The sequence below is a fragment of the Ruthenibacterium intestinale genome (assembly GCF_040096265.1).
Classification (GTDB): Bacteria; Bacillota; Clostridia; order Oscillospirales; family Ruminococcaceae; genus Ruthenibacterium; species Ruthenibacterium komagatae.
Window position 1 is genome coordinate 1 of record NZ_JBBMFA010000069.1, and the last position, 21,603, is coordinate 21,603.

A 21,603-nucleotide genomic window follows, 5' to 3' on the forward strand; every position below is an offset into this window, starting at 1 on the left:
CCTTTAGGCGTGGCTAGTATTTTAGGGCTTTGCCCGCTTCTGAAGAACCACCAGCTTCGCTGGTGGGTTACTATTTGAAAACTTTTTTGACCGGGAATATTTTCCAAAAGAGCGGGGCACACTCAAAGGCAGAACAGGAGTGTGCAAAGATGAGAAAATGGAAGCGATGGGAAATTTCATTGGCGGTTGGTATGATGCTGGCGATTCTGTGGACCCTGTTTTCGCCTTTTGAAAAAGCTTGCGATCAGGTGCGGCAGGATACGTTGCGCCTTCATATACTCGCAAATTCCGATTCGGATGAGGATCAGGCGTTGAAGCTTGCAGTGCGTGATGCTATTTTGGAAACGCAGGGAAGCCTTTTTGGAGCTGCAGATACCAAGGCTGAGGCCGTGGAGACCGCGTCCCGTCAGCTGGAGGATATTCAGCAGGTAGCCCAGCAGACTGTGCGGGATGCAGGATATTCCTATCCGGTAACCGTAAAGCTGGAAAATATCTATTTCGCCACTCGGGAATACGAGGACTTTACTCTTCCAGCTGGCCGGTATGATGCGGTGCGCGTCGAGATTGGCGAACACGAAGGCCACAACTGGTTCTGTGTTCTGTTTCCACCGCTCTGCGTCCCTGCGGCAGTAGACGCAGATGACACAGCCCAATATTCCGACGAGGAAGAGCAGGTGGTTAAGTCGCCTTATAAAATCAAATTTGCAGCGGTAGAGTTTCTGGAACAGATAAAAGAGAGCTTGACATCCGACTGAGAATGGAAACAGAAAGATTTTCAGGAATTTTGTGTTAACTTTTTGTCAATGTACTTGCAGTTCTCGCATATTTGGGGTAAAATAGGAACAGATCTATAGGTGAATCAACGGCGCGGGTGCGTCGGGCTTTGCCTAAATATAAGGAGGATGTATTCATTATGGCAGTTAAAGTTGCAATCAATGGTTTTGGCCGCATCGGCCGCCTGGCTTTCCGTCAGATGTTCGAGGCCGAGGGCTATGAGGTTGTTGCGATCAACGATCTGACCAGCCCCAAAATGCTGGCTCATCTGCTGAAGTATGATACCGCGCAGGGCAGCTTCGTGGGCAGAATCGGCGAGAACAAGCACACCGTCGAGTCCACGGAAGACTCCATTATTGTTGACGGCAAAGAGATCAAGATCTATGCCATTAAAGACGCAAAAGAGTGCCCCTGGGGCGAGCTGGGCATTGACGTAGTTCTGGAGTGCACCGGCTTCTACACCAGCAAAGAGAAATCCATGGCTCACATCGAAGCTGGCGCTAAGAAAGTTGTTATCTCTGCTCCGGCCGGCAACGACCTGAAGACCATCGTTTACAGCGTAAACGAGAAGACTCTGACCAAAGAGGATCAGGTTATTTCCGCTGCTTCCTGCACCACCAACTGCCTGGCTCCGATGGCTGATACCCTGAACAAAGCTTATCCTGTTGTTTCCGGCATCATGACCACTGTGCATGCTTATACCGGCGACCAGATGATTCTGGACGGCCCGCAGCGCAAAGGCGACCTGCGTCGTGCCCGCGCTGGTGCGCAGAACATCGTTCCCAACTCCACCGGTGCTGCGAAAGCCATCGGCCTGGTTATTCCCGAGCTGAACGGCAAACTGATCGGCTCTGCTCAGCGTGTGCCTGTTCCCACTGGCTCCACCACCATCCTGGTTGCGGTTGTCAAGGGCAAGGACGTCACCAAAGAGTCCATCAATGCTGCGATGAAAGCGGCTGCTTCCGAGAGCTTCGGCTACAATGAGGAGCAGATTGTTTCTTCTGACGTCATCGGCATGCGCTATGGCTCTCTGTTTGATGCCACGCAGACCATGGTCACCAAGATCGACGACGACACCTATCAGGTGCAGGTTGTGTCCTGGTACGACAACGAGAACTCTTATACTTCTCAGATGGTCCGCACCATCAAATACTTCGCCGAGCTGTAATTTGATTTTCAGCTTGCGGATAAAGTATTATTTGCTTGCAAAAAGCCCTCTTTCCAATTCGGAAAGAGGGCTTTTCTACGTTTTACATTGAGAATAGATTTAAAAGGATTTGTCGCGTCTAATTCATAGACGGATTAACCAAAATGCTCTTTTGACCGAGGCACAGCAAGAATTTTTTGGCCGGTTTGCTGTTTTTGGAAAAGATAATTGACAAGCTTGTTGGAATTACATAGAATAGGGAAGGTATAGCTGGGCGCAGAAGGTCCTGCTTCGCTGTGTGCAATGAGGCACGCCGTTTCCTTTTGGGAAAGGCGTGCTTTTTTACGGCCTGCTGCAACCTGCGGTACACAAAGATTTTGGAGGAATCATTTCATGAGTAAACCTGAAAACACGCAGCCGATTGATCATGACTATTCGCTGGAATGTGTTCCGCACTCCGCCAGAAAAACGTTTGTCCCCATGTTCTTCATCATGCTGGGATTTACGTTCTTCTCAGCCAGTATGAGCGTCGGTGCAAAGCTGGGCAATGGTTTGGATCTGTCCGGGTTTGTCTGGTCTGTGCTGCTGGGCGGCATTCTTCTGGGAGCTTATACAGGTGTGCTGGGTTACATCGGAAGCGAAACGGGTCTGTCGCTGGACATGCTGGCGCATCGGTCCTTTGGAAAACTGGGGTCGTATCTTCCGTCTGCGCTGATCAGCTTTACACAGATCGGTTGGTTTGGCGTGGGCATCGCCATGTTTGCGGTTCCGGCGGCTGAATTGCTGAATATCAGTCCGGCCATTTTGGTAGCTGCTGCGGGAATCTGCATGACTGCCTCTGCTTACTTCGGCATTAAAGGCCTGGAGATTGTCAGCTATGTGTCTGTTCCGCTGATTGCCGTACTGGGCATTTATTCGATGGTGACTGCTACGGTGGAAGGCGGGGGTCTGGAGGCGATTTTCAACCAGAATGTCGGCTCCCTGACTATTTTCGGCGGTATCGGTTTGGTAATCGGTTCCTTTGTCAGCGGCGGTACGGCAACGCCGAACTTTACACGCTTTGCAAAAACCAACCGCGTCGCAGTGGTGACTACTGTGGTAGCGTTTTTGCTGGGCAATACGCTGATGTTTGCATTTGGCGCTGTGGGCGGTGCTTTTACCGGTAAAGAAGATATTTTTTATGTGATGATTGCACAGGGCCTCGCTGTTCCCGCGCTGATTGTGCTGGGCGCGAATATTTGGACCACCAATGACAATGCGCTGTATACTTCCGGCTTGGGCCTTTCCAATATCACCAAAATTCGTAAGCGTCCGATGGTGCTGATTGCCGGTGTGATCGGAACAGTAGCGGCCCTGTGGCTTTATAACAATTTTGTGGGCTGGCTGAATTTCCTGAATGCAACGTTACCGCCGGTAGGTGCTTTGATTGCGCTGGACTTTTTCCTGCACCGTGCCGATTATGTGGAAGGCGTTCCGGCAAAACGCAATTTCAATTGGGGTTCCATTGCGGGTGTTGCAGTGGGCGCCCTTGTGGGAAACTATGTCACCTTCGGAATTGCATCCATCAATGCAATGGTGGCGGCTTGTGTGTGCTATCTGCTTGCAGGGCTGTTTGAAAAGAAGTAAAATAGAAGAAATTCCGCTGTGGAAAAAGAAAGGGGAATTGCGATGCTTCTGAAAAATCTGTACATTGAAAATGCGCAGGAACTGACCGATATCCGTGTGCTTGATGGAAAGTTTGCTGAGATTGCGCCGGCGCTTGCTCCCAACGAAAGCGAGGAGGTCATTGATTTTGGCGGAAAACTTGCGTTGCCGCCGTTTATCGAGTCGCATGTGCATCTTGATACCTGCCTGACAGCGGGAGATCCGGTATGGAATATGTCCGGAACGCTGTTTGAAGGCATTGAGTGCTGGGCCAAACGGAAAGACAAGCTGACCAAAGCCGATGTGCGCGACCGCGTGCAGCGTGCGGTTCGCATGCAGGCGGCCAACGGCATCCAGCATGTACGCACACATGTGGATGTGACGGACCCAAAACTTACAGCCATGGAAGCCATGCTGGAACTGAAGCAGGAATTGAAAGACGTGATGGATATCCAGGTCGTTGCATTTCCGCAGGAGGGGATCCTCAGCTATCCAAACGGCAAAGAGTTGATGGAAAATGCGGTTCGCATGGGCGCGGATGTTGTCGGCGCGATTCCTCATTTTGAGTTTACGCGGGAATACAGTGTGGAATCTCTGAATTTTGCCATGAAGCTGGCGGAGAAGTATGATCGCCTGGTTGATGTGCATTGCGACGAAATTGATGACGAAGCCTCCCGCGGTCTGGAGACGCTGGCAGCCCGTGCCTACGAGATGCAGATGTTTGACCGTGTGACCGCCAGCCATACCACTGCCATGCATTCTTACAACAATGCGTATGTGCTGCGCCTGATGCGTCTGCTGAAATTATCGCGCATCAATTTTGTGGCAAACCCGCTGGTCAATACGCATCTGCAGGGGCGCGTGGATACCTATCCGAAGCGCCGGGGCGTTACCCGTGTGCGTGAACTGACACAGGAAGGGCTGAATGTTTCCTTCGGTCATGATGATATTTTTGATCCGTGGTATCCTCTTGGAAACGGCAATCTGCGCGATGTGGTTTTCATGGGACTTCATGTGTGTCAGATGATGGGGTACGAAGAAATCATGAATGCGTATCGCTTTATCTCAACCAATGCGGCGCGCACGCTGCATCTGGGGGACCAATACGGAATCCGTGTGGGGAATCCTGCGGACCTGATTGTATTGGATGCCAAGAACTATTACGATGCGCTCAACTACAATTCACCGGTACTTCGTTCGTACAAAAACGGTCGCCTGATTGCACAGGCCGAGCCGGAAAGAAAAAATGTTCTGTTTTGAAAAAGATCCCCTGGCATTGCCGGGGGATCTTTTTACATTTCAACGGGTTTTACTATGCAGAAATTGTGAAAAATGGTATACTAAATCATAAGAATGACTTTTGGAAGGAGTGCGCTTATGGCGCATCGAAAATTATTTCTGAAAACCTTGGGAATCAGTGCACTGCTGGTAATTGCCACAGGGGTTTTGCTGGCGTTGGCTGGTTATTTTTCGGCTGCGCGCGGCATCTGTATGGCAGTGGGATTTCTGGTCAGCACAGTGGCTCTTCGCCTTTTGTTTAAAGCCTGGGAAAGCGCGCCGCAGCTGTCTGCAGTAGGTGCTTTCTACATTCTTCGCCTTCTGGTGGAGTTTGGCGCGGTGCTGGTATCTTTGTTTATTCCGGGAGCAGACCCGGTGGGTGTGCTGATCCCACAGCTGTTTGGGCTCCCGGTTTTGGCAGTGCTTATGGCCGTTGACAAAAATGTATAAAAGGAGAGAACGCGATGATTGAAAATCGGACGGTAGCCGCGATCATAGTCGCGGCAGGCAGTTCTACCCGTATGGGGTTCGATAAATTGATGTATGATTTGGATGGGCAGACGGTTCTGGAAAAAAGTCTGCAGGCGTTTGATATGCACCCTGCCATTGACGAACTGGTGGTTGTTGTGGGAGAGAACGCCGAAAAGGCAGAGCTGCTGATCCGAAAGGTCCACAAGCCGGTTCGTTTGGTGCGTGGCGGTGCTACACGTGCCTTGAGTGTGCAGAACGGCCTTGCTGAGATCAAAGCAGATTTTGTGGCCGTTCACGATGCGGCCCGGCCCTTTGTCAGTCAGGCAGTTATTACCGCGGCGCTGAATGCGGCGTTTCGCATGGGGGCTGCTGCGCCGGCTGTTCCCGTAAAGGATACCGTAAAGGTGATCGGGGCGGACGGAATGGTGAAATATACGCCGGACCGCAGCGGGCTTTATGCTGTGCAGACACCGCAGTGTTTTCGTACGGACCTGTATCGGAAGGCTTTGCGGGCGGTTTCAAATGGGGATGTAACGGACGATTGTTCCATACTGGAGATGGCAGGGGTCCCGGTTCAGCTGACGCAGGGGGACTATGCCAATCACAAAATTACAACGCGGGAAGATCTTCCCGCGAAAAGGGAGGAACGCCAAATGCGCGTTGGGCATGGGTATGACGTGCACCGTCTGGTGGAAGAGCGCAAGCTGATTTTGGGCGGGGTGGAGATCCCGTTTGAAAAGGGCCTGTTGGGCCATTCGGATGCCGATGTCCTGACACATGCGGTTATGGATGCACTGCTGGGCGCGGCTGCGCTGGGGGACATTGGTCACCTTTTCCCAGATAACGATCCGTCTTATGAAGGGGCGGACAGCATTGAACTTTTGAAAAAAGTGAAAGAAGTGCTGGACGAACAGGGATGGCGTGCAGAAAATCTGGACGCGACCATCCTTTGCCAGGCTCCCAAGCTGGCGCCGCACATTGCTGCCATGCGGGAGAACCTTGCCGGTGCACTGGGGCTGGATGTGCAGGCGGTATCTGTAAAAGCAACAACCGAGGAAAAGCTGGGCTTTACCGGAGCCGGAGAAGGAATTGCCGCACATTGCGTATGCCTTTTGGAACGCAGGGGCACCCGTTTGTGAAAAATTTTTCCCTGTACGGCGTTTTATGATTATGGTATACTAAATAATGGCTTATTTTGAGAGAAGGGCGGTGCCAATATGGGTTTGAAAGGCATCTGGTATGATATGTTTACCCTGTTTCATGTGAACGTTGGGCTTTCCGATATTTTGGATATTGCGGTTGTGGCGTTCCTGGTATATGAGTTGATTCGCCTGATCAATCAAACACATACGGCACAGATCGCCAAAGGAATTCTGGTGCTGATTTTTACATTTGTCGTGGCGAAAATTTGCGATTTTCGCACATTGCAGTGGTTGATCAACAGTGTGATGAGTTTCGGGTTGATCGCAGTGGTTATTGTGTTCCAACCGGAACTTCGCCGTGCGCTGGAACAGGTGGGGCGTACCAATTTTTTTGGTATGCAGCTGTTTCGAAGCAAAGTAAATCCGGCGGATTTGCGTGAAGTATGGCAGAATGCCATTGTGTCGGTGTGCGATGCTGCCGAGCAGATGTCTGATACACGGACAGGAGCGCTGATGGTGTTGGAGAGGCGCACCAACCTGTCGGAAATTATCAAGACAGGCACTGTCCTGAACGCAGATATTACGCCGGAAATTCTGGAGACGATTTTTTATGAGGGAACGGCGCTGCATGACGGAGCGGTAGTTGTGCGCGACGGACGCATTGAGGCGGCAGGCTGTGTGCTTCCTTTGTCCAATAATCTGGAGATTGGCAAGGACATGGGAACGCGGCACCGCGCTGCGCTGGGAATGAGCGAGAACTCCGATGCAGTGGTTGTGGTGGTCAGCGAGGAAACAGGAATCATTTCTATGGCCAAAAACGGCGTTTTGATTCGGCGGCTGGATCGTCAGAACCTGTTCAATATGCTGCAGGGAGATATGGTCCCGCCGCAAACCGAAGAGAAAAAGCAGCCTTTCTGGAGGAAAAAGCATGAAAGCTAAGAAAAATTATTTTGAAAAGCTGTTTTCCGACAAGCGTTTCACCATTGTTTTCTCTATCTTGATCGCAATTGGGCTGTGGTTTGTCGTGCGTTCGATCATCAATCCCAACAGCATTGCGACGATCCGCAATGTGAAAGTGAATTACGACTACAATTCAGCTGCGTATCTCAGTCAGGGACTGGATATTGTGGAAAAAGACACGGAAGACAAAAGCGTTACCATTTCGGGAGACGATAACCAGATCAGCGGGGTGGAGGCGGAAGATATTCTTCTGTATCCCAATTATTCGCAGGTCAACGGGCCTGGCACTTATACGCTGAAATTGGTGGCAACACAGGCGGACTCCCTGCTGAACAGCCGTTCTTACGATTTTAACGAAATCAGCCCCAGCGCTTATGTGCAGGTCACCTTCGACAAGGTATCTACAAAGAAATTTACAATTACGGTCAATGCCAGCGGGATCGATCCCGAAGACGGCTATTATGTGGATACTCCGGTGGCATCACCTGCGGAAGTGACGGTGCGCGGCCCGGAAAGTGTCGTCAACAGCATCGATAAGGTGATGGCCAATGTCACGCTGAATGAGAAGAGAACGGAATCTGCTCTGACCACGGCGCAGCTGGAATTTTTGGATAAAGAGGGCAATCCTGTGGATTCCACCTATCTGACCACGGATGTAAGCCAGGTGGAAGTGACCATCCCGGTGCTGAAAATCAAGGAGGTCCCGCTGACGGTGGAGTACACGCATGTACCTGTGGGATACGATGTGGAAGTGCTGAATCCTACATTATCGCAGGAGACCATCCGCGTGGCCGGTTCCGCCGAGCAGGTGGATGCACTGGAGAGCATCAATGCCGGCTATATTGATTTGGCAAAATTGCAGCTGGGAACCAGCGTTGACCTGAGTATTGAGTTGCCGGACGGGCTGCGAAACATTGATTCGGTCCAGAAAGTGACGGTCAGTTTCAATACCATGGGCTTTACCACACGTACTATTTCGGTCAGTGAAATTCGCGTGGTCAACGCCGCCAGTGGAACCACGGTGACGCCCTCGGTGGGACGCATCAACAATGTGACGCTGATTGGACGCGAAGATGAATTGGAAGAGTTGAGCGAGTCCAGTGTAGTGGCACAAATCGACGCATCACCCACCAATGTCAGTGTGACCAAAGGGCAGCAGAACATGGAAGTGGAAATCATTGTCCCGGGTACAGAGACCGTGTTTGCCACAGGAACCTATACAGTGCTGTGCGACATCAGCACAGGAGCGTAACAAGAATGCTTTTGGTAAAAGAAATTCGCCTGCCCCTGGAATGCGGGCAGGCACAGGCCGTGGATGCAGCTTTGAAGCGGCTGCATCTGACACAAGGGCAAATCGCCGGCGCGGAGATTTATAAAATCTCTGTGGATGCCCGTCGCGGAAGACCGGTGCTGGTCTATACAGTGGCGGTAGAGCTGGGACAAAAGGGTGCAGAGCGTTCCTTTGAGGGCTTTGCACCCTCTGTTTCGATTTTGAATAAGCAGGCGTTTTCGATTGGAGCCGGCAGTACGGTGCTGGAACATCCGCCGGTGGTGTGCGGGCTGGGACCGGCTGGGCTGTTCGCGGCGCTGGTGCTGGCCCGGCAGGGATTTCGTCCGGTGGTGCTGGAGCGCGGCCCGGAGATGGAACGTCGGATGAAGCAGGTGCTGGGATTTTATGAGAGCGGCTGCTTAGATGAAAATGCAAATATCCAGTTCGGAGAAGGAGGCGCGGGAACCTTTTCCGACGGCAAGCTGACGACCCGCATTCATGATCCGCTGTGCGGGTTTGTGATGGACACGCTTTTGGAGCATGGCGCGCCCCGAGAAATTGCGGTGCGCCAGAAACCGCACATCGGTACCGACCGTTTGCGGGATGTGATTGTTTCGATTCGCAATGAGATTCTTTCTCTGGGCGGTCAGGTGTTTTTTGACACAGCTTTGACGGGTTTGTGTGTGAAAAATGGCGTGTTGACCGGCGTGCGCACATCATCCGGAGAAATTCCTTGTGAAACGTTGGTTTTAGCAGTAGGCCATTCGGCGCGTGACACGTTTGAGATGTTGTTTGAAACCGGCCTGCGCCCGCAGGCCAAACCGTTTTCGGTGGGGTTCCGGGCAGAGCACTTGCAGAGCCGCATCGAAGAGAGCCTGTATCATGAGGCAGCGGGACATCCGGCGCTTCCGCGGGGCGAGTATCAGCTTTCTCATCACGTAGGAAAGCGGTGCGTGTATACATTCTGCATGTGCCCCGGCGGTCAGGTGGTTGCCGCCGCCAGTGAGAAAGACCGAGTGGTGACCAACGGAATGAGCTTTCACGCCCGGGATGGCAAAAACGCCAATGCCGCCGTGGTGGTCAGCGTCAGCGACGCAGATTTCGGCGGTGATGCGCGCGAGGCAATTGCGTTTCAGCGTGCATTGGAGACGCGGGCGTTTCAGGCGGGCGGCGGTGGCTATACTGCTCCGGCGGAAAACGTGCGCAGCTTTCTGAATGGCGAGGGCAGACTGCGCATCACCAGTGTGCAGCCGACTTATCCGCGCGGGGTTCACGCTGCCGATTTGGGGGCGCTGCTCCCGGATGAGCTGGCAAGTGCACTTCGAGCCGGCCTTTCCGTCTTTGAACGAAAACTGCGGGGCTACACGGCGCCGGAAGCTGTTTTGACGGGTCTGGAGACACGCACATCCAGTCCGGTCCGCCTTGTGCGCGGTGAGAATATGGAGAGCGTGGATCTGCCGGGGCTGTATCCCTGCGGGGAAGGCGCTGGCTATGCCGGCGGAATTGTTTCGGCGGCGGTAGACGGAGTTCGTGTTGCACGGACCATTGCGGAATATTATCGGCCAAGCCGGGCCTGATGGAGGAGTCGGAATGTCTGGCAAACGACAGGATTGGGAAAAAGATTTGGAACGGGAACTTTCTGATGCGAGAAGAGAACTGGAATCGGCCATGCGGGATTTTGCTGGTGCCTTCCAAAGCAACGTTGCACCTGTGCTGAAGAATGCATCGCGCTCCTTTGGAAGAGCGGTGCGGGACGCAGCGCTGGAACTGGGCGATGCGGTGCAGGAGTCTACGGCCCCTGCCAGAGCGCGCCGGAAAAAGGAAAAACGCATGAAGCAGTTGCGGGATAACTATAAGGCGCTGGAAGGCACGGCTTTGGGGCTGGGGATCACAGCGTTTATTATGCTGGCTGTTTCAGGAATGGTTCTTTTATCAGGCGAGACGGATGTCAGTGCCTGGGGCGTGACGACAGTGATGGCGGCTGCATTTGCCATTCCTGCGGCCATTTGTCAGGTGAAAAGTTACCCGGCCCGTCGTCTGGTGGCGTATCATCAGCTTCTGGAGGGGCGCAGTTACTGTAAGATGGAAGAGTTTTCGGCAGCGGTGGACCTCCCGGTGGAAAAGACGCGCCGGGAGATACGCCATATGATGCAGCAGGGGAATTTTGAAGGCATGTTTCTGGCGCCGGACGCTTCCCGGATTTTCACCAATCGTGCGGCGTACGCTGCTTATCTGGCACAGCAATCGGCTCAAAGCGAGGCGCAGACGGTACAGTCTCAGGCACAGCCTGCCAGCGCCACACTGGCCGATCTTCGCTCTTTTTGGATAGGGCTTCGCACTGAAAAACAAAAACTCAGCGACGAAGCGGTATTGGCCGAAGTGGAAAAGCTGGATGCGCAGACAGCGCAGCTGATTGCCTGGCTGGAAATGCATCCGGCGGATGAGAACGATGTGAGAAGATTTACGACGTACTATCTGCCGACAACGCTGAAACTTCTGCGCACCTACAATGAAGTGGGGGACAAAAGCGGCGAAAGCCGTGCGGCGGCGCAAATTGAGGCGGATATTATGCGCATCCTGGGAACCATCAATACCGCTTTCCGCACGCTGCAGGACGGTTTGCTGCAGGATACGGCGCTGGATGTTTCCGCTGAGGTGTCTGCCATGGAGACGGTCCTGGCGCAGGACGGGCTGACACCGGATGAATTATCACGTACACTGGAAAAAGGACAGATGTCCTGAGGAGGGAATCAGAGTGGAAATCTTCTTTTTGATTGTGATTTTGGCGGTGGTTTTGCCCCGCCTGAAGAATGTGTCCACTCCCAAAAAGTTTACCGATTGCGGCGCAAAGTATTATGCGCCCCAGCTGAAGACGGCGGCTTCTGCGGCGCATTTGTTCACAGATGACAAGAATCTGAATCAGAAAATGTTGCTGGCCGGACTGGTCGGAGTCGGCGGGGCGGCCATGGCAGTGCTGATGCTTTGCGTTCTGTTGTTTCAGGCCGGAAATGAAGCGTGGCTGCTTTATTCCGTTCCGTCTGCCATTGAGTATGTGGCGGGGCTGGCCGAATTTGGCCTGTTGACGGCAGTGTTTGGAAAAGTGTCGCGGATCGGCTTCAAATGGCTGGAGCGCATGAAGAATTACAAGCTGTACCGTGAGATCATCAATGTGCAGGAGATGTGCCCGCTGGCGGATATTGCACGGGCCAGCGGTCGGTCGGTGGAAACAGTGCGGCAGGATTTGAAAGATATGGTGCAGCGCGGTTATTTTCCCTTTGGTTTTGTGGACGAAGACAGCGGCTGCTTTTATGCGAATAATACTGTTTGGCGGCTGCAAAATCCGGAGCGCGCCAAGAAGCAGGACGAGCAGAGTCAGCGAAAAAAACGCACCACGAAGAAAACAGCGCAGAAAAAGCAGGAGCCCGTATCGGACAGCGAGGAGTTCTTGAAAGAGATGAAGCGGCAGCTGGCCGACATTGACAACGAGGAAATCCGGGAGAAGGCACAGGATATCTACAATCAGGCGGAAGGCATTTTTGCCTGGGTAAAAGCACATCCGGATTGCGATGACGACGTGCGCCGTTTTTGCGATTACTATTTGCCTACAACCATCAAACTTCTGAAAACATACAATGAGGTGGAACCTCACGCCGCCAGCAGTGAAGTGGCCGCCGGCATTCAAAAAGAGGTGTCCGGCGTGCTGGACCCGGTGACTGCGGCATTTCACAACCTGCTGGATAATTTGCTGAAAGATACGGCCATGGACATATCGGTGGAAGTGAGTGCCCTGGAAAGCGTATTCAACCAGGATGGCCTGGCACAGGACCAGATAAAGGTGCCTGTGAAGAAATGAGAAGGAGAGCAATGTTATGATCTATCATCCCTGGCGGGTAAGCCGTCCCGATGCACAGACTGCGGCCCGGCTGAGTGCGGCTGTGGGACAGCCGCTTTTGGTGGGAAAGGTGCTGGCAGCGCGTGGTGTGTGTGATTTGCAGGAGGCGGTTCGCAGATGTGGAGATGGTCAGCTCCTCAGCGATCCTTTTTTGCTGGCGGGTATGGAACAGGCTGTGGACAGAATCCACAGAGCCATCGATGACGGCGAGAGAATCGTTGTGTTTGGAGACTATGATGTGGACGGTGTGACGGCCACAGCCTTGCTGTATATGTATCTGGACGCTGCGGGAGCAGAAGTGTATTACAAACTGCCCAGCCGTGATGAAGACGGCTACGGCCTTTCTGCCAACGCAGTAGAGCAGATGGCGGAGAAAGAGGTCGGACTGGTCATCACGGTGGACAATGGAATCTCCGCCAACGAAGCCATTGCACTGGCAGTGGAAAAAGGCATGGATGTCGTGGTGACGGACCATCACCTGCCGCCGGCCGTTCTTCCGCAGGCAGCAGCGCTGGTCGATCCGCAGCTACCTTTTGACAAAAGTCCCTGCAAAAGTCTTTCCGGCGCGGGTGTGGCTTTTAAGCTGGTGTGCGCGCTGGATGCGGCCGACCCGGCGGAGATGCTGCCTTATTATGGTGATTTGGCAGCCATCGGCACGGTGGCGGACATCATGAATCTGGAAGGAGAAAACAGAACCATTGTCAAAGCGGGTTTGTCTCTTCTTCAGAACACAGACCGCCCGGGGCTGGCTGCCCTGATCTCTCAGTGCGGGCTGGAAGGCAAGGAGCTTACCGCAGAAAATGTGTCCTTCGGCCTGGCACCGCGTTTGAATGCGGCAGGTCGGATGGACTCTGCCACAGTGGCGCTCCGGTTGCTGCTCAGCGATGACGAGGAAGAAGCAACGCTTTTGGCACAGGAACTGGATGATAAAAATGCTGCCCGGCAGAAGGCGGAGCAGGAAATTTCACAGATCGTACTGGAGCAGCTGACCGCAGATCCTACGTATCAGTCGGATCGGATTCTGGTGGCCTGGGGCGACGGATTCCACCCGGGTGTGATTGGAATTGTAGCTTCGCGCATTGCGGAACGTATGGGAAAGCCTGCGATTATCATTTCTGTGGACGAGAACGGAGAGGGAAAAGGTTCCGGGCGTTCCCAGGAAGGTATTTCACTTTATGAGGCCATCGCTTCCTGCGAGCAATTGTTGATTCGGTTTGGCGGGCACGCCTCGGCGGCCGGCCTCTCGATCCGTCGGGAAAATTTGCCCGCATTTCGGAAAGCCATCAATCTTTGGGCTGCCGCGCACCATCCGGTGGTCGATGTGCCGGCAATTGTGGCGGATGCGCCGGTCGCGCTGAACGAGATTTCTGAGCAGGAGGTCGCTGCACTGAGTGTGCTGGCGCCTTTTGGAAACGGCAACCCTGCCCCGCTGTTTTTAGTGGAAAATGCTTTGGTGGATGCGGTTTACCCTGTCAGCGAGGGAAAGCATTGCCGCGTTCGGCTTCGGCAGAACGGCAGTATTTTGAATGCGGTATTCTTCGGGAAGGGGCCGGATGCGCTGGGATATGTGCCCGGAGATACCGTGGATGTATTGGTGGCGCTTTCCATTTTTGAGGGGAGAAACGGTGCCATGGTTTCCGCCCGCATCAAGGATCTGCGGCCTGCGGGAATGGGCGAAGAGCATGCGCAGCTGGCCCAGTGGGCAGACGCATTTTGCAGCGGCGCCGCGCTGGAAGAAGCACAGCGCCGGGCGATTACCCCTGTTCGTGCGGACACGGCCGGCGTTTATCGGTTCCTGGCGGCGCATCCGCAGGGCCTTTCGGAGAGCGATTTGCGCCCGTTGTTTGCAAAATTCGGGGCGGGAAGCGCTGGGAAAGTAATCATTTCGCTTAAAGCTCTGGAGCAGCTGTCTTTGATCGAGAACAAAAACGGATGCTGGCGTCTGCTTCCGGTGAAAGAGAAAAAAGATCTTTTCAGTGCGCCTGTGTTAAAAAAATTAGAGGAGTGACTTTGTATGGAAAAGCCGTCTGTGCTCACATATGAAGATTTGAAGAAATTGACGGAAGAGTCCGGCAAACCATACGACATGGAAAAAATTGAGCGTGCCTACGAAATGGCGCGCAATGCGCACCAGGATCAGCGCCGCCTGTCGGGCGAGCTGTACATCAGCCATCCCATTGCGGTGGCCTGCCTGGTGGTGAACCTTGGCCTGGATACGGATTCCGTGATTGCCGCGCTTTTGCATGACGTGGTGGAGGATACGGGTCTGTCTTTGGACACACTGCGCCAGAATTTTGGTGCAGACGTGGTGCTTCTGGTAGATGGCGTGACCAAATTGGGCAAAATCAAGTTTTCCTCCATGGAAGAACAGCAGGCGGAAAACCTGCGCAAGATGCTGATGGCCATGTCCAAAGACGTACGTGTCATGCTGGTGAAGCTGTGCGACCGGCTGCACAATATGCGCACCGGCGATGCATGGCCGGAACAGAAGCGGCGCGACAAAGCTCTGGAAACCATGGAAGTGTATGCTCCCATTGCACATCGTCTGGGAATCAGCAGTATTAAGGAAGAGCTGGAAGACCGAAGCCTTCAGTATCTGGATCCGGTGGGATACGAGGAGATTCGGTCCTACCTGGCGAAAAACGGAAGCGCCGAGCAGTTTATTGCGGGCATTGTAGAGCGCATCCGCGAACATCTGGCCCAGAACGGAATGGAAAAATGCTTTATTAAAAAGCGCATCAAAAGTGTATATGGCATTTACCGGAAGATGTACATGCAGAATCGCACTTTCGAGGAGATTTACGATGTTTACGCGGTGCGCATCATTCTGGACACGGTGAGCGAGTGCTACAATGCGCTGGGTGTGATTCACGACATGTATCATCCGATCCCCAGCCGCTTTAAGGACTATATTTCAACTCCGAAGCCCAATATGTATCAGTCTCTGCATACCACGGTACTGGGACATGAAGGAATCCCTTTTGAAGTGCAGATCCGCACCTGGGAGATGGATCAGACGGCGGAATATGGCGTTGCCGCGCACTGGAAGTACAAAGCGGGTGTTACGTCGGACAATAAGCAGCTGGATGACCGTGTTGCCTGGGTTCGCCAGCTTCTGGAGAGCCAGAGGGAGAGCGATGACGCAGGTGACCTGCTGCGTGAGATCAAGTCCGAACTTCTGCCGGAAGAGGTGTTTGCCTTTACGCCAAAAGGCGATGTCATCAACCTGCCTACCGGAGCGACGGCCATTGATTTTGCCTATGCCATTCACTCGGCGGTGGGCAACCGCATGATCGGTGCCAAGGCCAACGGACGCATTGTTCCCATTGATCACAAGGTGGTAACAGGCGAGATCATTGAGATCATTACAGGTCCCAAGGATAAAGGTCCCAGCCGTGACTGGCTGAACATCGTCACGACCAGTGAGGCGAAAAACAAGATCCGCAACTGGTTCAAAAAGGAGCGCAAGGAAGAAAACATCGCCGAGGGAAAAGCGGCGCTGGAAAAAGAGATGCGCCGCAATTTGATCACGGTGCCGGAAGATAAGTACGACGAGTTTATGACGGAGATCGCACACCGGATGCGCCTCAATACCGTTGAAGAGATGTATGCGGCGCTGGGGTACGGCGGCATTCAGCTGTCCCGGTTGATGATCCGTGTAAAGGACGAATATTCCAAGCTCGTACGGGAAAACACGCCGACAACGGTGTTCAAGGTCCCGTTGAAAAAGCATAAGTCCAGTGAAGGCGTTTTGGTGGAAGGTATGGACGATTGTCTGGTTAAATTCGCCAAGTGCTGCAACCCGCTGCCCGGAGACGATATCATTGGCTTCGTCACCCGCGGGTTCGGCGTGTCCATTCACAAGCGTGATTGCCCCAACGTTCGCATGGGACTGGAAGGCGAAGATGCGCCGCGCTGGGTGCGGGCACATTGGGCCGAGGGCGTAAAAGAAAGCTTCAAGTCTTCGCTGGAGATCTCGGCTATTGACCGTGACGGCCTGATGGCAGATGTTGCAGGACTGATTGCAGAGATGCATCTGCCCTGCTATGCGATTTCGGCCCGCCAGCTTTCGGACGGACGGGCCACCATGTCGCTGACGGTGGGTGTAAACAATACAGAGCATTTGAACACGGTGATCGCGCGGCTGAAAAAAATCCGCAGCGTTACAAGTATCATCCGTGTGTGATCGCTGAGGGGGAAAGCATGAAGGCAGTTCTTCAAAGAGTTCGTTCTGCCAGTGTGGTCATCAATGGAGCGGAAACCCGTTCCATCGGCCCGGGACTGGTCATTTTGCTGGGGGTTTCCGATACGGACTCCACGGCAATGTGCGAAAAGCTGGCACACAAATGTGCCGGATTGCGCATTTTTGATGATGAAAACGGCAATCTGAATGTTTCCGCTGAAGAAAAGAGATACGAGGCAATGATTATCTCCAATTTTACTTTGTATGGAGATACCAAAAAGGGCAAGCGACCCAGCTTTATTCGTGCCGCCAAGCCGCCGCTCTCGGTGGATTGTTATGAGGAGTTTGTGCGGCAGATGCATCAAACGGGTCTGCGCCGTGTGGTCAGTGGCGAATTCGGAGCGGATATGCAGGTTTCGCTGGTCAACGACGGCCCGGTCACCATTGTGATTGAAACAGATGACTGGAGCCGGTAGGAGGAAGATGCAATGAAGGTTTTTCACATTCAGGCAGCGACGCCATTGTGTACCAATACGTTTCTGCTGATCGGGGATCAGGGGCATGCAGTTGCGATTGATCCCAATGCGCCTGCACAGCGCTATCTCGATTTGCTGAGAGAGCATCATGCTCACTTGGCTGCAGTTCTTTTGACCCATGGTCATTACGACCACATGGGATCGGTCGCTGAACTTCGGAAGGCGACGGGTGCCTCGCTGATGGTCAGCGAGCTGGATGCCGCGCCCCATGTAGATGAACGCTTGTTCCCGCCCTTGGATCAGGTCAGCTGTTATGGCGATGGTGATCATTTTTCTGTGGACGACATGGATTTTCAGGTGATTGCCACGCCGGGCCATACCTCCGGCTCCGTCTGCCTTTTGTGCGGAGAGTACCTTTTCAGCGGAGATACTCTGTTTTGCGGGGATATCGGACGCACAGATCTGGAGACGGGAAGTATGGCGCAAATGAATGCCAGCCTTCGGAAATTGGCGGCGCAAGTGCCGGATGATGTACAGGTGCTTCCCGGTCATGGCCCTTTTTCCACTATGGAGCAGGAGAAAAGCCGTAATTATTACTTGCGCGCGGCAATGGAGGATCCGAAATGAAACTTTATTTGGCAGGTCTTTCTTCCGGTTATGAGCCGGAGCATGTGGCACGTTTATTCTGGCCGGCTCTTCAGCTGGTAAAGGAATATCCGGCACATGGGCAGGATGCCATTGTTTTGCATAAGAGTGGCAACTGCGTGCTTTGTGCTGTGCGGTGGGAGAAAGAAATTACTGCCCGCAGATTCTCTTTGACAGACGGTGCCGATAAAAAGCAGGAAGAATATGAAATTTGCCATGAGCTGTTTTGCATGCTGCGGCAGAGAACCGGCAAACAGCCGCCTTGGGGTATGCTGACGGGCGTTCGTCCTGTGCGGCTCGTACGGAACCTTTATGCCCGTGGAATGAGCGAAGAGCAGGCTGCGCAGCATCTTCAAAATGACTGCTTTGTCAGCGAAGAAAAGCTGCGTCTGGCCACGCGCATTGAAAAGCTGCAGCGGCCTGTTTTGGCGCAAGTAGAACCTCGCAGCTTCAGCTTGTATATTTCCATCCCGTTTTGTCCCTCCCGGTGCAGTTATTGCAGCTTTGTCTCACGAACAACGGGTGAAAGCGCCAAACTGATCGAACCGTATGTGACACACCTGTGCGCAGAGTTGCGTGACATTGCGGCATTGGTTCAAAAATTGCATCTCAAACTGGAATCCATTTACATTGGCGGCGGCACGCCCACTGCGATTTCTGCGCAGCAGTTGCGCACGCTGATGAATACCGTGAAGGAGTGCTTCGATCTCTCCAGCGTGCGGGAATATACGGTGGAGGCCGGTCGGCCGGATTGCACGACGCCGGAGAAACTTGCGGTACTGAAAGAATTGGGCGCCACAAGAATTTCCATCAACCCGCAGACGCTTTCGGATGAAGTTCTCCGCGCCATCGGGCGTCGGCACACAGCTCAGGATGTGCTGGACTGTTTTGACACAGCCCGCAAATTGGGGCATAATAATATCAATATGGATTTGATTGCAGGGCTGCCGTTGGATACAGTGGACGGCTTCAAGAAGAGTCTGAAAGGCGTGATGACCCTGGGTCCGGAAAATATCACCGTGCATACGCTGACGCTGAAACGCGCTTCTACACTGGTGGAAGATCATGCGCCGGACCGTTACGGAGATGTTGTACAGATGCTGTCGGCCTGTGCCTGCCTGGATCAGGCGGGCTATGAACCCTATTACATGTATCGCCAGAAGGGAACGCTGCAAAACCTGGAAAATACGGGATATACCAAACCAGGGTTTGCAGGCCTGTACAATATCTATATCATGGAAGAAGTGCATACAATTTTGTCTGCAGGTGCAGGAGGTTCCACAAAACTGGTCGCTCCCTGCGGGCACATCAAGCGCATTTTTAATCACAAATATCCGCTGGAATACCTGCGCTGCTACGATGTTGTGCAGCAGCGCAAACAGGGAATCGAGGATTTTTATGGGCAATACGTTGATATGGATCCCCAAACGTCTCGTTGAACTGGATCTGCTGAGCGTTGCGGCCTTGTCTCCGCAGGCCTTTGTAGATTATTGCGAAAAGGACTACCGCGACCGGATCGATGCCGCGGCCCGAAGCGTCTTGAACAGCGGAGCAAGGGTCGTTATGCTAACAGGTCCTTCTTCTTCCGGAAAAACGACGACTGCGCACAAGCTGGCACTTCAGCTTCAAAAGCTGGGAACGCATGCAGCGGTCGTTTCGTTGGACAATTTTTTTAAAAATCTGGAAGAATATCCGCTTCTGCCTGACGGCACGCCGGATTATGAAAGCGTGGATGCGTTGGATGTGAAGGAGATCAATCGCTGCCTTCTGGAGCTGACGCAGACCGGATGCACGGAAATCCCGAATTTTGATTTTTGCCGTGAACAGCGCCGAATGGGACGCATCCCGGTTCAAATCGGGCAGGGAATCGCCGTGGTGGAAGGAATCCATGCGCTCAATCCCCGTCTGACGGCACTTTTGCCGCCGAAAAGTGTGTACAAAATTTACGCAGGTCTGCGGGAAGAGTATTCCACGGGCGGACAGCGTTCTCTGCCCACTCGGGACGTGCGTCTGGCACGGCGCATGGTGCGGGATTATCAGTTCCGCGGTCACAGTGTGGAAAAAACGTTGTCTATGTGGCCGGCTGTATGCGAAGGGGAAGACAAAAATATCAAGGTGTTCAAGCCGGAAGCGGATCTTCTGCTGGATACAAGCTTTTCCTACGAGGTTTGCTGCCTGGCGCCGCTGGTCTGCGCGCACCGCGGAGCTTTGCCGGCGCAGAGCCCTTATGCGCAGCGGTTGAAGTCACTGTGTGATACGTTTGCAAAGTGTCGCACTATTCCGCTTTCACTGGTCCCGGAAGATTCGATGCTTCGGGAATTTTTGGGAGAAAATCCGCAATGACAAAACGATGGAGGTGTTGTTGTGATTTCATTTGATAAGCTGAAAGAAAGCGCTGCCACTCTGGCGGACGGCGCTGCCCGGGTGACAGAAGACCTGGTACAGAAAGGGAAAAAACAGGTCGATCAATTGGCACTGGAGAATAAACTGGCGAAAGCGCAGCGGCAGCTGGGTGCACTGGTTTATTCTTTGCGGAAAAACGGTGAAACCAATGAGGAGCTGATCGATCGATACGTCCAGGTCGTGGCACAAGTGGAAGCCGAACTGGCAGCGTTGGCACAACTGCCAAAGGAAGAACAGCCCCAGCCGCAGCAAACGGTGACTACCTACTGTCCCCAATGCGGCGCGGAGGTCGACCCGGGGGCCATATTTTGTCCTCGGTGTGGGAACGGCCTCTGATAATCCAAGCGTTCGCGCATGGATTTGGCAGAAGAAAAAACGCTCGTCTGTGCACAAAAAGAGGCAGAAAAGATAAGTTTTAAAAGTTTGTCGATTGCAAAAGCACTTCGGAATGATTTATTTTCGTGAAAAAACGGAAAAACCCTTGCATTCAGAGGGGCTATCATGTAGAATAGACCAGAAAGGGCGGAACCGGCCTTGAAGCAGGATTTTGAAATGAAAGAACGGTATAACATGGAGGACCTGCTGCGCATTGTGGCGCTTTTGCGGGACCCAAAGGACGGGTGTGCCTGGGACAAAGTACAGACGCATTCATCGATCCGTAAGAATTTCATTGAGGAAACGTACGAGGTAGCGGACGCGATTGATTTGGAGGATGCACATCTTCTCTGTGAGGAATTGGGCGATGTTCTTTTGCAGGTGGCGCTCCACACGCAGATGGAAACGGAGCAAAGCCGCTTTACCTTTGAAGATGTGTGCACGGGTATTTGCAAAAAGCTGATTTACCGTCATCCTCATATTTTTGGTGATGTGAAAGCGGACAACCCCGAGCAGGCGCTGCAAAATTGGGAGGCGCTGAAACGTCAGGAAAAACATCGCGAGTCTGTTGCGGAAGATTTGGCCAGTGTTCCGCAGGCGATGCCAGCGTTAATGCGGGCAACAAAACTTTCCAAGCGGGCTGCTTCGCATGGAATGGGTCGCAGCACACAGGAGACCACAGCTTCGCTGAAGAAAAACGCAGATGAATTCTGCAAAGCAGCGGAGCAGGGCGATGTGCAGAACATATCCGATGTGTTGGGTCGCCTTTTGTTCGACGCAGCGGATTTGGGCCGCCAGGTCAAATGCGATGCAGAGGAAGCGCTGGAGCGTGAAAATCGGGCGTTTTTGTACAGTGTGTCCCAGCCGTGAACTTATGTCGATTTGTTTGAGTCAATACAGTCTGGTCCACACTAAGAAACAGAACAGGTTTATCCAAGGCGCT

General features: G+C 53.2%; 19 protein-coding genes. All 19 read left to right on the forward strand.

Going from position 1 to position 21,603, the window contains the following annotated elements:
• The first annotated feature begins 149 nt into the window (after nucleotides 1–149).
• The 19 genes from WMO24_RS04945 to mazG all read left to right on the forward strand — a co-directional run bounded on the left by WMO24_RS04945 (nucleotide 150) and on the right by mazG (nucleotide 21,530).
• Nucleotides 150–755 (forward strand): stage II sporulation protein R, encoded by a 606-nt coding sequence (locus WMO24_RS04945; protein WP_349215212.1) that lies wholly within the window; start codon nucleotides 150–152, stop codon nucleotides 753–755.
• Between the two features lie 158 nt (nucleotides 756–913).
• On the forward strand, nucleotides 914–1,942 hold the full coding sequence (gene gap / locus WMO24_RS04950; RefSeq protein WP_349215213.1) for a type I glyceraldehyde-3-phosphate dehydrogenase: 1,029 nt from the start codon (nucleotides 914–916) through the stop codon (nucleotides 1,940–1,942).
• A 372-nt stretch (nucleotides 1,943–2,314) separates the two neighbouring features.
• The gene (codB, locus tag WMO24_RS04955; protein WP_349215214.1) at nucleotides 2,315–3,547 is read left to right on the forward strand and encodes a cytosine permease; all 1,233 of its coding nucleotides are present in this window, start codon (nucleotides 2,315–2,317) and stop codon (nucleotides 3,545–3,547) included.
• 42 nt (nucleotides 3,548–3,589) lie between these two features.
• On the forward strand, nucleotides 3,590–4,825 hold the full coding sequence (codA, locus tag WMO24_RS04960) for a cytosine deaminase (protein WP_349215215.1): 1,236 nt from the start codon (nucleotides 3,590–3,592) through the stop codon (nucleotides 4,823–4,825).
• A gap of 117 nt (nucleotides 4,826–4,942) precedes the next feature.
• Complete coding sequence (locus tag WMO24_RS04965) at nucleotides 4,943–5,293, forward strand: hypothetical protein (protein WP_349215216.1); 351 nt, start codon at nucleotides 4,943–4,945, stop codon at nucleotides 5,291–5,293.
• 14 nt (nucleotides 5,294–5,307) lie between these two features.
• A complete protein-coding gene (ispF, locus tag WMO24_RS04970; RefSeq protein WP_349215217.1) occupies nucleotides 5,308–6,453 on the forward strand; it encodes a 2-C-methyl-D-erythritol 2,4-cyclodiphosphate synthase in 1,146 nt (381 codons plus the stop codon).
• Between the two features lie 78 nt (nucleotides 6,454–6,531).
• A complete protein-coding gene (gene cdaA / locus WMO24_RS04975; protein ID WP_349215218.1) occupies nucleotides 6,532–7,395 on the forward strand; it encodes a diadenylate cyclase CdaA in 864 nt (287 codons plus the stop codon).
• Nucleotides 7,385–8,668, forward strand: coding sequence for a CdaR family protein (locus WMO24_RS04980; RefSeq protein WP_349215219.1), 1,284 nt, complete (start codon nucleotides 7,385–7,387; stop codon nucleotides 8,666–8,668). Before cdaA ends, WMO24_RS04980 begins: the two co-directional genes overlap by 11 nt.
• Nucleotides 8,669–8,673: 5 nt before the next feature.
• Nucleotides 8,674–10,263 carry an NAD(P)/FAD-dependent oxidoreductase gene (locus WMO24_RS04985; protein WP_349215220.1) on the forward strand — a complete coding sequence of 530 codons (1,590 nt, stop codon included), beginning with the start codon at nucleotides 8,674–8,676 and terminating at the stop codon, nucleotides 10,261–10,263.
• Nucleotides 10,264–10,276: 13 nt separating this feature from the next.
• Nucleotides 10,277–11,428, forward strand: a complete 1,152-nt coding sequence (locus WMO24_RS04990; protein WP_349215221.1) for a 5-bromo-4-chloroindolyl phosphate hydrolysis family protein — start codon at nucleotides 10,277–10,279, stop codon at nucleotides 11,426–11,428.
• A 13-nt stretch (nucleotides 11,429–11,441) separates the two neighbouring features.
• Entirely contained in the window at nucleotides 11,442–12,539 is a 1,098-nt protein-coding gene (locus tag WMO24_RS04995; protein WP_349215222.1) for a 5-bromo-4-chloroindolyl phosphate hydrolysis family protein, read from the forward strand.
• 16 nt (nucleotides 12,540–12,555) lie between these two features.
• Complete coding sequence (gene recJ, locus WMO24_RS05000) at nucleotides 12,556–14,586, forward strand: single-stranded-DNA-specific exonuclease RecJ (RefSeq protein WP_349215223.1); 2,031 nt, start codon at nucleotides 12,556–12,558, stop codon at nucleotides 14,584–14,586.
• 6 nt (nucleotides 14,587–14,592) lie between these two features.
• Nucleotides 14,593–16,764: a RelA/SpoT family protein gene (locus WMO24_RS05005; RefSeq protein ID WP_349215224.1), complete on the forward strand. Its 2,172-nt coding sequence runs from the start codon at nucleotides 14,593–14,595 to the stop codon at nucleotides 16,762–16,764.
• 17 nt (nucleotides 16,765–16,781) lie between these two features.
• Nucleotides 16,782–17,237, forward strand: a complete 456-nt coding sequence (dtd, locus tag WMO24_RS05010) for a D-aminoacyl-tRNA deacylase (RefSeq protein WP_349215225.1) — start codon at nucleotides 16,782–16,784, stop codon at nucleotides 17,235–17,237.
• Nucleotides 17,238–17,249: 12 nt separating this feature from the next.
• Nucleotides 17,250–17,864: an MBL fold metallo-hydrolase gene (locus WMO24_RS05015; protein WP_349215226.1), complete on the forward strand. Its 615-nt coding sequence runs from the start codon at nucleotides 17,250–17,252 to the stop codon at nucleotides 17,862–17,864.
• Nucleotides 17,861–19,321, forward strand: a complete 1,461-nt coding sequence (hemZ, locus tag WMO24_RS05020) for a coproporphyrinogen dehydrogenase HemZ (RefSeq protein WP_349215227.1) — start codon at nucleotides 17,861–17,863, stop codon at nucleotides 19,319–19,321. The genes WMO24_RS05015 and hemZ overlap by 4 nt, the downstream gene beginning before the upstream one ends.
• Entirely contained in the window at nucleotides 19,281–20,225 is a 945-nt protein-coding gene (locus tag WMO24_RS05025; protein ID WP_349215228.1) for a nucleoside kinase, read from the forward strand. The genes hemZ and WMO24_RS05025 overlap by 41 nt, the downstream gene beginning before the upstream one ends.
• A gap of 21 nt (nucleotides 20,226–20,246) precedes the next feature.
• Nucleotides 20,247–20,621 (forward strand): zinc ribbon domain-containing protein, encoded by a 375-nt coding sequence (locus WMO24_RS05030; RefSeq protein WP_349215229.1) that lies wholly within the window; start codon nucleotides 20,247–20,249, stop codon nucleotides 20,619–20,621.
• 216 nt (nucleotides 20,622–20,837) lie between these two features.
• Nucleotides 20,838–21,530, forward strand: coding sequence for a nucleoside triphosphate pyrophosphohydrolase (gene mazG / locus WMO24_RS05035; RefSeq protein ID WP_349215230.1), 693 nt, complete (start codon nucleotides 20,838–20,840; stop codon nucleotides 21,528–21,530).
• The last annotated feature ends 73 nt before the right edge of the window (nucleotides 21,531–21,603 follow it).

Bases quoted from the DNA above. Each gene is read 5' to 3' on its own strand.
- WMO24_RS04945 (WP_349215212.1), top strand. From the start codon at position 150: ATGAGAAAATGGAAGCGATGGGAAATTTCATTGGCGGTTGGTATGATG.
- gap (WP_349215213.1), top strand. From the start codon at position 914: ATGGCAGTTAAAGTTGCAATCAATGGTTTTGGCCGCATCGGCCGCCTG.
- codB (WP_349215214.1), top strand. From the start codon at position 2,315: ATGAGTAAACCTGAAAACACGCAGCCGATTGATCATGACTATTCGCTG.
- codA (WP_349215215.1), top strand. From the start codon at position 3,590: ATGCTTCTGAAAAATCTGTACATTGAAAATGCGCAGGAACTGACCGAT.
- WMO24_RS04965 (WP_349215216.1), top strand. From the start codon at position 4,943: ATGGCGCATCGAAAATTATTTCTGAAAACCTTGGGAATCAGTGCACTG.
- ispF (WP_349215217.1), top strand. From the start codon at position 5,308: ATGATTGAAAATCGGACGGTAGCCGCGATCATAGTCGCGGCAGGCAGT.
- cdaA (WP_349215218.1), top strand. From the start codon at position 6,532: ATGGGTTTGAAAGGCATCTGGTATGATATGTTTACCCTGTTTCATGTG.
- WMO24_RS04980 (WP_349215219.1), top strand. From the start codon at position 7,385: ATGAAAGCTAAGAAAAATTATTTTGAAAAGCTGTTTTCCGACAAGCGT.
- WMO24_RS04985 (WP_349215220.1), top strand. From the start codon at position 8,674: ATGCTTTTGGTAAAAGAAATTCGCCTGCCCCTGGAATGCGGGCAGGCA.
- WMO24_RS04990 (WP_349215221.1), top strand. From the start codon at position 10,277: ATGTCTGGCAAACGACAGGATTGGGAAAAAGATTTGGAACGGGAACTT.
- recJ (WP_349215223.1), top strand. From the start codon at position 12,556: ATGATCTATCATCCCTGGCGGGTAAGCCGTCCCGATGCACAGACTGCG.
- WMO24_RS05005 (WP_349215224.1), top strand. From the start codon at position 14,593: ATGGAAAAGCCGTCTGTGCTCACATATGAAGATTTGAAGAAATTGACG.
- dtd (WP_349215225.1), top strand. From the start codon at position 16,782: ATGAAGGCAGTTCTTCAAAGAGTTCGTTCTGCCAGTGTGGTCATCAAT.
- WMO24_RS05015 (WP_349215226.1), top strand. From the start codon at position 17,250: ATGAAGGTTTTTCACATTCAGGCAGCGACGCCATTGTGTACCAATACG.
- hemZ (WP_349215227.1), top strand. From the start codon at position 17,861: ATGAAACTTTATTTGGCAGGTCTTTCTTCCGGTTATGAGCCGGAGCAT.
- WMO24_RS05025 (WP_349215228.1), top strand. From the start codon at position 19,281: ATGGGCAATACGTTGATATGGATCCCCAAACGTCTCGTTGAACTGGAT.
- mazG (WP_349215230.1), top strand. From the start codon at position 20,838: ATGAAAGAACGGTATAACATGGAGGACCTGCTGCGCATTGTGGCGCTT.